This window comes from Leeuwenhoekiella sp. LLG6367-2.1, assembly GCF_045055775.1.
Taxonomy (GTDB): domain Bacteria; phylum Bacteroidota; class Bacteroidia; order Flavobacteriales; family Flavobacteriaceae; genus Leeuwenhoekiella; species Leeuwenhoekiella aequorea.
In genome coordinates, this window is sequence record NZ_CP159331.1 from 715,938 (window position 1) to 727,025 (window position 11,088).

The following is an 11,088-nucleotide window of genomic DNA, read 5'->3' on the forward strand; positions in this document are numbered from 1 at the left end:
ACACCAATTTTTGCTATTTTTAAGCCTGAAAATAGCAATATGGGATACCTTAAAGAGATTGGTCTTTATTTTATGATGTTAAAGGGTGTTTTTATTAAACCTACCAAAACCTCTGTACTACGTAATCTTGTTCTTAAAGAGATTGATGATTTAATAATAGGATCATTAGGTATCGTATGTTTTATATCCTTTTTTGTGGGAGGAGTTGTTGCCATACAAACTGCCCTCAATATGGATAACCCAATATTACCCAAGTCATTAATAGGATTTGCATCCAGACAATCTATAATATTAGAATTTGCTCCTACATTCATTTCTATTATTATGGCAGGTAAAGTGGGTTCATTTATTACCTCTAGTATAGGAACAATGCGGGTAACAGAACAGATAGATGCATTAGAAGTTATGGGTATAAATTCTCTAAACTATTTAGTGTTTCCTAAAATAATTGCAATGTTATTTTATCCTTTCGTAATTGCTATCGCAATGTTTCTTGGGATACTTGGGGGCTATACTGCTGCTGTTTTTGGTGGTTTTGCAACAGGGGATCAATTTATTGTAGGATTACAAGATAATTTTATACCATTCCAATTGGTATACGCATTTTTAAAGACATTTGTATTTGCATTACTATTAGCTACGATTCCATCATTCTTCGGATATTATATGAAAGGTGGGGCTCTTGAAGTTGGTAAAGCAAGTACCACATCGTTTGTATGGACTAGTGTGTTTATTATTTTAGCAAACTATGTATTAACTCAATTACTTTTAAGCTAATGATCGAAGTTAAGGATTTAAAGAAAGGATTTGGCGGAGATGAATTAGTCTTAAAAGGAATCTCTACAACCTTTGAAAAAGGAAAAACCAATCTGATTATTGGTCAAAGTGGATCTGGGAAAACGGTATTCTTAAAATGCCTTTTAGGTTTATTTAGACCTACGGAAGGAAGAATATTATATGATGGTGAGGCGTATTCTGAATTATCTCCAGAAAACCAAAGGACATTACGCGAGCAAATGGGAATGGTATTTCAAGGAAGCGCCCTATTTGATTCAATGACGGTGGAAGAAAATATCATGTTCCCCTTAAAAATGTTCACTAAACAACGTAAAGCTGAGCGATTAGAACGTGCAAATGAAGTAATTAAACGTGTTAATCTAATTGACGCTAATAAAAAGCTCCCTTCTGAAATTTCTGGTGGTATGCAAAAAAGGGTAGCAATAGCTAGAGCTATTGTGAACAATCCAAAATATTTATTTTGCGACGAACCAAATTCAGGATTAGATCCACGTACTGCGACACTTATAGATAACCTTATTCAGGAGATTACCCACGAGTATGATATTACTACTATCATAAATACGCATGATATGAACTCTGTAATGGAGATAGGTGAGAAAATTGTATTCTTACAAAAGGGACATTTAGCGTGGGAAGGATCTAAAGACTCAATCTTTAATACAGAAAATCAAGATGTAACTGATTTTGTTTATTCCTCAGATTTATTTAAAAAAGTAAGAGAGGCTGTTATAAAAGATCATCAATAACATACCCCTCTTTAAAATAATTCTTGATTGCTTAATTCTGTATTAGCGGATATCTGGCCACACTTAGTGTATCTAAATTGTATTTTAATTTAATCCAATTTTTCAGTTTAGCTTCTTCTTTTCTTTTTGAACTTTCATTTAATTTTGAATTCCACTGAACAAAGAAAACGGGGATTGTATCTGCCTTTTTAAAGTCGGTATTTATAGTGTTTGAAAACCCAAAACGCTCTATATTCTCGTAATTTACGTGCACTTCTTCACTTAACCCTACAAAAGGAATTCCTGAGGATCGTAAGCGTGTAAGCTGCTCTTCTAATAAAAGTATCTGACTATTCTTATCGGTTAAAGCCTGTTGATTATTTACATATAAATCTTCTAAAATACCAGACTTTACTGCGCTTGATAATTGAGCAGCCATTTCAGAAGATTGATCAGATCCCTGATGAATTTTCAGATTCACATCTTTTAAATTTTCTTCCTCCCGAATACCTCTATACCACTCCGCTATTTTCTGTTTTGGGACTAATGCTCCGATTAAATAGACGTCAATATTTTTAGTCTTATAATCTTGAGAAAGCTTCACCACTTCGGCACCTTCATACTTTATTATTTCTTTTACATACTCCTCGGTAGCGCTATTAAATACTTGGGTTTTGTAAAGATTATAGAATAGAAACATACTAGGTATCATAACAACCAGCGCAACTAAAGATGCCATTTGAGCTACAAATCTTCTACGTTTACTATTAGCATATTTTACCATAGGAAAACCTAAAAGCTTTGACACTAGAAATGTCGAGAGCGCTATAAATACAGCATTGATTGAAAATAAATAGAAAGCTCCTGTATAGTAAGAAGGCTCTCCCATAGCTATACCATATCCTACCGTACAGAGTGGCGGCATCAAGGCTGTAGCAATTGCTACACCAAAGATTACACTTGCCATAGTACCTTTCTTTGTCTTTCCTACAATAAGCGCCAAACCACCAAAAATCGCAACCAATACATCTAAAATCGTTGGATATGTACGCGCCTCAAGTTCTGGAGTAAGTTCGGTTATAGGAGATATTAAAAAGTAAATAGTAGCTGTAAGTACACTTAAAATGATCATTACAGCAAGATTAATTAATGAGCGCCGAAGCATCTCAATATCATTAATTGCTAATGAAAGCCCTATACCTACAATAGGTCCCATTAATGGAGAAATTAACATCGCCCCAATAACAACAGCAGTACTACTTACATTTAAACCAATAGAAGCAACAAAGATTGAGAAAATAAGAATCCACGCATTGTGACCTTTAAAAGAAATATCTTTTTTTACAGCTTCGATTGTAGAATCTCTATCTGTATCTTCCCGTATGTCGAGTAATTCAGACATAAAGCTTCGCACATTTTTAAGTAGACTCTTCGCATCTTTCTTAACAGCTTCATTAGAAACTACGTGCTCTTCTTTTGGTTTATTTTCTTCCTTCATAAAATATTAGACTAGATCTGCCCCAAATTTCTCTTTAACCTCATTACGCATAATTTTGACATCTTGCTCTTTTGCTTTAGGCATAATTACTAGAACATCAGAACTATCTACTACAATGAAATTATTTAAACCATCAATAACAACAACTTTACCTGCCTGGGTACGTATTAAATTACCGGTAGCTTCTTTAGTAACTACTTTTGCATTAACAATAACGTTATCATCTTTATCCTTATCTAATTTGTCGTATAAAGAACCCCAAGCGCCCAAGTCACTCCAATCAAATGTCGCTGGAATAACTCCGACATTTTTACTTTTTTCAAGTATTCCGTAATCGATGCTTATATCTTCTGCTTTGGCATAGTTATCTTCAATAAATTGAGCCTCATCGTCCGTATTTAACACATCATATCCGTCATTAAATAGTGAGAACATTTCTGGTAGATATTTCTCAAAAGCTTCTATTATAGCACGAGCACTCCATATAAAAATACCTGCATTCCAAGAATAATTACCTTCTGCCAAAAATTCTTTAGCTGTATTATAGTCTGGTTTTTCTTTAAACGCTTTAACCGTTTTAACTTCTGTTGTATTATCTGAATATTGGATATAACCGTATCCTGTGTGAGGAAATGTGGGTTCGATACCCAAAGTCACTAATAATTTTTCTTCAGAATTATCAGTTACGCAAGATTCAAAAGCTGTATTTAAATTTTTAAGAAATGAAGCTTCGTCTTCTATCCAATGATCGCTAGGCGCAACAATCATTACTGCGTCTGGATTAGATTTATAGATCTTAAGTGCAGCCAGTAAAATACAAGGCGCTGTATTACGCATAGCTGGCTCTAGGATAATATTCTCATCCTTTACTTTTGGCAATTGTTCATTTACAAGCGCTTTATATCGCTCATTTGTTAAAACCAATACATTATCTGCAGGAACTGTCTGGGATAAACGACCAAATGTTCGTTCAATTAAAGTTTCACCAGCTCCAAGTATATCGTGAAATTGTTTTGGATAATTTGCTTTACTTAAAGGCCAAAAACGAGATCCTACTCCTCCAGCCATTATAACTGCATAATAATTTTTACTATCGATCATTATTTATTTTATTAATTCTACTTCAGCATTAGGCTGAAATAAATAGATTCTACCCGTAGCAGTTTCAATACATTCATATCTCTTTACCCGCCTAGCTCCTTTTTTAAAAATTTTGCCGTTGTAAATCTTGAAATAACTACCTTCTGGAATTTCAAATATATAGTTTTTATCATTGGAAGGATCAAATTCCTTAAGAGCTAACGATAACTTAGCATCAGTATCACTACTCGCTTTAGGGTTCTTAAAATGATTTGCTATTACGGGCAATATCTGCTTCGGAAAAATTTCTGGTCTAATAAAAGCAAGCATTAAATTTTGAAATGTATATTTCCATTCCTTTCCGTGGGGTTTGATTCGTGCTCCATATTTTTGAAATGCCACTAAATGTGCAATTTCATGGATCAGGGTTATTAAGAAGCGGTAGGTATTTAAATTTGTATTTACTGTGATTTGATGACCTCCATCTGCTAATCTTCTGTAGTCTCCGTGCCTTGTAACCCGCTCATCAACAATTTTTAAGTGAACTCCTAAGGCTTTAATAAGTTCAAACACCGGCTCTACAGCTTGATCAGGTATGTATTTACCTAAAATTTCTTTCATTACTTAGGGAGTTGTTGCAGCTACTTGCAACACTTTACCATTATAAAATTTATTTCCTGTAAGCGAAAAGTTTGCTATATAGCTCGCCATTTCAGCGGCAGAGAGTGGCACCTCATAACCTGGAAACGCCTCTTCTAGCATTTCGGTTTGTACGGCTCCAAGTGCCAAAACATTAAAGGCAACTCCCTTATCTTTGTATTCTTCTGCGAGTAATTCGCTTAAGGTTATTACTGCACCCTTACTTGAACTATAGGCAGCTAACCCCGGAAACTTAGAACTTCCTTGAATTCCTCCCATACTGCTCACGGTAACTACGTGAGATCCAGATTTCATAAAAGGCAATACCGTTTGAGTTAATTCTGCCACTCCAAAAACATTGACTTCATATATGCTACGGAAAGATTGTCTACTAATCTCCTCAAAAGGACTATTTAATAAAGCTCCGGCATTATGAATAAGAATATCTACAGATTGCCAATTTTCAGTAATAAAAGATGTAACCCGCGTGAAGTCTGAAGCGTTAGTGATATCAAATGAGAAAGTATGTATTCCTTGGATATTTTTCTCACTTAACGGCTTTTCGTTCCGTGATAACGCTAATACCTGATGTCCTTGTGAGGCTAAGAGTTGCGCCATTTCAAACCCAATTCCCCTACTCGTTCCTGTAAGAACAATATTTTTACTCTTACTCATTCCAAATAATTTCGTGAGAATTACTATTAGTCATTCCTTCTACTCCGGGAATTAACTGATTAACAACATTCGCAATATGATTAAAATCCATTACAGTCGCTTCATCATCTACATGATGATAAAAGTCAAAATTAGTAAAATCGAAGGTTGAAACAGTTTGCGCTGGTATTTTAAACTCTTCGTAAAAGGCATAATTATCACTCCTCTTAAATAAGTTATACTGTTTAGCTTGTGGTAAAAATCCCATAACCTTAGAACCACTATAGCCATTAAATTTCTCTGCCATATTACTATTTTCAAAACCCGTCAGATAAACCGTATAATCCTTATCTGTCATAGGAACTCCTATCATTTCAATGTTAAACATAACATAGGGATTAATAGAAGTAGTTTTTAAACGTTTAGCTAAATGAGCAGAACCTAATAGACCCATTTCTTCAGCTGCAAAAAGAGCGAATATAATACTACGTTTATTTGTTTTAGTTTCGGCAAAATATTTAGCCAATTCAATAACTGCCGATGTTCCTGAGGCATTGTCATTAGCTCCATTTGCTATAGAATCTCCATTGACTACTTTGGCACTACCTATATGATCATAATGAGCTCCAATAACAACATATTCAGTTTTTAAATCAGGATCTGTACCTTCAACCATTCCTACTACATTAAAACCTGACACTCCTTTTGCATCAAATTTATCTCGGTAAGAACTAAAATAAGGCTTTACCCCAGCATCTTGAAATTGCTTTATGATATAAGTAGCAGCTTCATCAATACCCGTACTACCCGTATTTCGGCCCTTTAATAAATCTGAAGCTAAATATTCTACGTGCATTTTAATTGCATCAGGACTTACAATCTCTTTAGCAGTAGTTAAAGAATTTGATGATGTATTAATATTTGCACTTATCGTGGTATTTTGATTATATCCTTTAGATGTATCAGCCGCTGCGGCTGCATCTACTTCGCGCACATCAGAATGACTTCCACAGGCCATCATCGTACACGCACTTAAAACAACTAAATATTTTCTCATAGGTTCAAGATAAAAAAATCCCGTCAAGTTCTGACGGGATTTTAAAATATAAATTATAAATGAGTATTAACCATTAGGTCAACATCAAAATTGGATTTTCAATATACATTTTTAATGTCTGTAAAAACTGTGCTCCGGTTGCTCCATCAACAGTACGATGATCACAAGCCATAGACAAAGTCATGGTATTGCCTACTACAATTTGACCATCTTTTACAACAGGCTTTTCAATAATTGCACCTACCGAAAGAATAGCTGAATTAGGCTGATTTATAATCGAAGTAAAGTTTGTAATACCAAACATTCCTAAGTTAGAAATCGTAAATGTGCTGCCTTGCATCTCTTCAGGCTTCAACTTTTTGTTACGAGCTTTCCCTGCTAGTTCTTTAACCTCTGCATTTATCTGCTGTAATGACTTTTCATTTGCAAATTCTACAACAGGAACAACTAGACCATCTGGCACAGCAACAGCAACACCTATATGAACGTGATTGTTTAAACGCATTTTATCGTCAAACCACTGCGAGTTAACTTGAGGATGCTGTTTCAACGCAATTGCAACCGCTTTAATGATCATATCATTATAGGACACTTTTGTGTCTGGCAACTGGTTAAACTGACTGCGGAATGCAATCATATTCTCCATATTGAACTCTACATTCAAGTAGTAATGCGGCGCAGTAAACTTTGATTTTCCTAGTGATTTTGCAATTGCTTTACGCATTTGAGAATTGTTTACATCCTCATAGCTTTCTTCACCAGTGGCAACAAATTGCTGAACATTCCCGCCAGAAGAAGCAGGAGTATAATTCTCAACATCTTTACGCACTACTCTACCATTCTCCCCACTACCTGAAATCTTAGAAATATCAACACCTTTATCTTCAGCTAGCTTCTTTGCTAATGGAGATGCAAATATGCGACCGTCTGCAGAAGAACTAGATTCAGATTTAGTTTTTTCCTGTTTTCCAGAATCTTTTTTAGGCGCCTCTTTTTTAGGCTCCTCCTTTTTTGATTCCTCTTTCTTTGGAGTTTCTTTTTTAGGTTCTTCTTTTTTAGAAGTTTCCTTTTTAGAAGAGCTTGCTTGTTTTCCGTTTACAATACCAGAAACATCTGTACCTTCATCACCTATAATAGCAAGTAAGGCATCTACTTTTGCAGTTTCACCTTCTTGAATTCCTATATGAAGTAAAGTACCTTTATAAAAAGACTCAAACTCCATAGTAGCTTTATCTGTCTCGATCTCAGCTAAGATATCTCCCTCTTCAACTTTATCACCTACTTTTTTCAACCAAGAGGCAACTGTACCTTCCTCCATGGTATCGCTCAAACGTGGCATTGAGATTACCTCAACTCCTTCAGGCATTTCACTAGTTTCAGATTCTTCATTAGATGATTCATCTGACGATTTTGTGTCTTCAGTAGACTCTTCTTCTTTATCTTGATCATCGTCAGAACCTACAGATTCTTCAGACTCTTCACCCTTAGATTCAGAATCTGAAGATGATTCTGCACCGCCATCAAGTAATCCAGAAATATCTTCTCCTTCTTCACCTAAAATAGCTAGCAATGAATCTACATTAGCAGTTTCTCCTTCTTCAATACCAATATGAAGTAATGTCCCCTCGTAAAAGGATTCAAATTCCATAGTGGCTTTATCTGTCTCAATTTCGGCAAGGATATCACCTTCTTCTACTTTATCACCTACTTTTTTCAGCCAAGATGCAACGGTTCCTTCTTCCATTGTATCACTAAGGCGAGGCATTTTTATTACTTCTGCCATACTATTATACTGGTTTATGTGCTAAAAATGGATAATCTTCCTGCTCGTAAACAACGTCATACATAATTGATTTGTCTGGGAATTCACTTTCTTCAGCAAATTTCTCACACTCAGCAACTCGTTTCTTTACGCGCTTATCTATCTCTTTCAATTCTTCTTCAGTTGAATATTGCTTTTCTAACAAAATATCCTTTACCTGGGTAATAGGATCTATCTTTTGATATTCTGCAACCTCATCTTTAGTTCTATATTTCTGAGCATCACTCATTGAGTGACCTCTATAACGATAAGTTTTCAGTTCTAAGAAGGTAGGGCCATCTCCACGACGCGCTCTAGATATAGCCTCGTCAAATGCTTCTGCAACCGCAACCGGGTTCATCGCATCTACAGGACCACAAGGCATCTCATAACCTAAACCTAACTTCCAAATATCTTCGTGATTGGCTGTTCGTTTTACCGAAGTACCCATTGCATACCCGTTGTTTTCAACACAGAATACAACTGGAAGCTTCCAGTTCATCGCCATATTAAAAGTTTCGTGTAAAGAACCTTGACGTGCAGCTCCATCCCCAAAAAAGGTAAGAGTTACAGCTTCTCTCTTAAAATACTTATCTCCAAAAGCAAGACCAGCACCCAAAGGAATTTGACCTCCTACGATACCGTGACCACCGTAAAAACGGTGTTCTTTAGAAAAAATGTGCATAGAGCCACCTAATCCCATTGAGGTTCCGGTTTTTTTACCATAAAGCTCTGCCATTACACGCTTAGGATCTTCTCCCATACCTATAGGCTGCACGTGATTACGATAAGCAGTAATCATTTTATCTTTAGTAAGGTCCATCGCATGTAAAGCACCTGCAAGGATTGCTTCTTGACCATTATATAAATGCAAGAACCCTCTTACTTTTTGTTGAATATAGACTTGAGCTAATTTATCTTCAAACTTGCGCCAGAAGGACATCTCTTCATACCAATTAAGGTATACTTCTTTTGTGATTTCTTTCATTAAATATGGGTTTATCTATACACCAGCTCGTCATAAATTGACGAATAACAAAAATAGTATATTCATAAGGAAGAGAGAAAGTCTTTCAATAAAAAAAACTTCACATCTTCAAGATTGAAAACCGGCATAGTTTTAATCAACTTATGGGTTATTCTAGGCTCGTTATAAATATTCTTGAGTAAATAATAAGGGGAGCAAATTCTGAAGAGAATCGCTTTTAATTACGCTTCCACGCTCTCCCATAAAGTATATAGCAATAGGTTGCTTTTGCTTTACTTCATATTCGGCAATTGCCTGTCTGCACGATCCACAAGGAGGAATAGGAGTAAGTGTTTCTTTATTTTTAGCTTTAGCAGATATGGCCATCATTATAATTTTTGCATCAGGAAAGTTAGCTCCGGCATAATAAATTGCCGTCCGTTCTGCACATAACCCAGAAGGATAAGCAGCATTTTCTTGATTGCTTCCTTTTATAATCTCACCATTATCTAGCAATATTGCGGCTCCCACGTGAAATTGAGAATACGGAGCATAGGCATTATCCCTAGCGACAAAAGCTGCCTGCATTAGATTTTGTATATCCTGAGGTAACTCTGATAGCTCATCATAAACCTCAAGCTCAGATTGAATCTGTATTTTTTTCATCTGTAATTTTAAGATGCGGGATTAGGTTCTTCAGTAGTTTTAATATTCTCTAAAAGAATCTCCAAAACTAAATGTTAGCCCAAACCGCAATGTATTTTCTAATGGATTACGTACTTGTGTTGTAGAAAATAAATAAGAGACATCAATATCTACTGCAGAATACTGAAAACCTAATCCTAAAGTAGCAAATTTACGAGCTCCCTTTAAATCACTTTCATTAAAATATCCTGCTCTAAAGGCAAATACATTGTCATAATTATATTCTGCTCCCAGAGACCAAGTAACCTCTTTGACCTCTTCACTAATTCCATTAGGAGCATCCCCGAAAGATTGAAATACACCTTCCAAAAACCCGATGTTTTGATACTCTGAATTATCTGACCCATCTATAACTCCATCTCCATTAAAATCCTGAGGCGATGGCACCAGCAGTTTATTAAATTCTAAACCAATACCTATAGTATTATACGCATCTAAAATAAAATCAAAACCACCACCTAGTCTAAGATTTGTAGGTATAAAATTCTCTTGTCCCGCATCATCATATTTAATTTTAGGACCTATGTTAGAGATATTAAAACCACCTCTCCATCTTCCATCAAAATCATTATACGCTATTTGTTCTGATTGATAAAATCCTGCAATATCTACTCCTAGGGAACTAGCTGCACTTGCGTCTTCATCCTGTACCTGAAGTTTTAAATTACTTCTTAAATAACGTCCTGCTACAGCCATCGAAAAACGATCACCCAGACGTAAAGCGTATGATAGATCAAGTGTAAATTCGTTCGGACTTAAAATAAGTGGGTTTTCAATTTGACTTTCGTTATCTACAGCTTCGATTTCACCAAGACTAAAATACCGCATACTTCCTGCAAAAGCACTACGCTCATTTATCCTATTAAAGTAGGTTACCTGCCCTAAAAAAATGTCATTTACTAACTGACTTAAATACGGGGTATAATTGAAACCAACTCCCTGTTGTCTTTCTATAAAAGCATATTTCGCAGGATTCCATTGTTGCGAGTAGGCATCAGGACTTGTAGCGACCCCTTGATCACCCATTCCGGCAGAACGCGCATCGGCAGCAATTGCTAAAAATGGAACACCTGTAGTAATAGGTCGTCCCTCTACTTCCTGCCCTACAGCAGGAAAAACACTTACAATAACAAGTAGAACGGGTAGTAATTTATTCATTTA

At 35.7% G+C, this 11,088-nt stretch carries 11 protein-coding genes; 2 read left to right on the forward strand and 9 right to left on the reverse strand.

Going from position 1 to position 11,088, the window contains the following annotated elements; all coding sequences use genetic code 11:
• Positions 1 to 39 precede the first annotated feature (39 nt).
• Together ABVM53_RS03235 and ABVM53_RS03240 are read left to right on the forward strand one after the other, a co-directional pair.
• Positions 40 to 777: an ABC transporter permease gene (locus tag ABVM53_RS03235; protein WP_128757698.1), complete on the forward strand. Its 738-nt coding sequence runs from the start codon at positions 40 to 42 to the stop codon at positions 775 to 777.
• On the forward strand, positions 777 to 1,547 hold the full coding sequence (locus tag ABVM53_RS03240; protein ID WP_405329405.1) for an ABC transporter ATP-binding protein: 771 nt from the start codon (positions 777 to 779) through the stop codon (positions 1,545 to 1,547). The genes ABVM53_RS03235 and ABVM53_RS03240 overlap by 1 nt, the downstream gene beginning before the upstream one ends.
• 31 nt (positions 1,548 to 1,578) lie before the next feature.
• On the opposite strand, the gene ABVM53_RS03245 is transcribed toward ABVM53_RS03240, so the two are convergent.
• The 9 genes from ABVM53_RS03245 to porV all read right to left on the reverse strand — a co-directional run bounded on the left by ABVM53_RS03245 (position 1,579) and on the right by porV (position 11,085).
• Positions 1,579 to 3,024: a DUF389 domain-containing protein gene (locus tag ABVM53_RS03245; protein ID WP_405329408.1), complete on the reverse strand. Its 1,446-nt coding sequence runs from the start codon at positions 3,022 to 3,024 to the stop codon at positions 1,579 to 1,581.
• A 6-nt stretch (positions 3,025 to 3,030) separates the two neighbouring features.
• Complete coding sequence (locus ABVM53_RS03250; protein ID WP_405329411.1) at positions 3,031 to 4,125, reverse strand: mannose-1-phosphate guanylyltransferase; 1,095 nt, start codon at positions 4,123 to 4,125, stop codon at positions 3,031 to 3,033.
• Positions 4,126 to 4,128: 3 nt separating this feature from the next.
• A complete protein-coding gene (locus tag ABVM53_RS03255; RefSeq protein ID WP_405329414.1) occupies positions 4,129 to 4,725 on the reverse strand; it encodes a SprT-like domain-containing protein in 597 nt (198 codons plus the stop codon).
• 3 nt (positions 4,726 to 4,728) lie between these two features.
• Positions 4,729 to 5,418: an SDR family NAD(P)-dependent oxidoreductase gene (locus ABVM53_RS03260; protein WP_405329417.1), complete on the reverse strand. Its 690-nt coding sequence runs from the start codon at positions 5,416 to 5,418 to the stop codon at positions 4,729 to 4,731.
• Positions 5,411 to 6,454: a M28 family metallopeptidase gene (locus tag ABVM53_RS03265; protein ID WP_405329420.1), complete on the reverse strand. Its 1,044-nt coding sequence runs from the start codon at positions 6,452 to 6,454 to the stop codon at positions 5,411 to 5,413. The genes ABVM53_RS03260 and ABVM53_RS03265 overlap by 8 nt, the downstream gene beginning before the upstream one ends.
• A 73-nt stretch (positions 6,455 to 6,527) precedes the next feature.
• On the reverse strand, positions 6,528 to 8,237 hold the full coding sequence (locus ABVM53_RS03270) for a pyruvate dehydrogenase complex dihydrolipoamide acetyltransferase (protein WP_405329423.1): 1,710 nt from the start codon (positions 8,235 to 8,237) through the stop codon (positions 6,528 to 6,530).
• A gap of 4 nt (positions 8,238 to 8,241) precedes the next feature.
• Positions 8,242 to 9,243: a pyruvate dehydrogenase (acetyl-transferring) E1 component subunit alpha gene (gene pdhA, locus ABVM53_RS03275; RefSeq protein ID WP_371456901.1), complete on the reverse strand. Its 1,002-nt coding sequence runs from the start codon at positions 9,241 to 9,243 to the stop codon at positions 8,242 to 8,244.
• A gap of 162 nt (positions 9,244 to 9,405) precedes the next feature.
• Positions 9,406 to 9,888 (reverse strand): cytidine deaminase, encoded by a 483-nt coding sequence (gene cdd / locus ABVM53_RS03280; protein WP_371456900.1) that lies wholly within the window; start codon positions 9,886 to 9,888, stop codon positions 9,406 to 9,408.
• 39 nt (positions 9,889 to 9,927) lie between these two features.
• On the reverse strand, positions 9,928 to 11,085 hold the full coding sequence (gene porV / locus ABVM53_RS03285; protein ID WP_405329427.1) for a type IX secretion system outer membrane channel protein PorV: 1,158 nt from the start codon (positions 11,083 to 11,085) through the stop codon (positions 9,928 to 9,930).
• Positions 11,086 to 11,088: the final 3 nt, after the last annotated feature.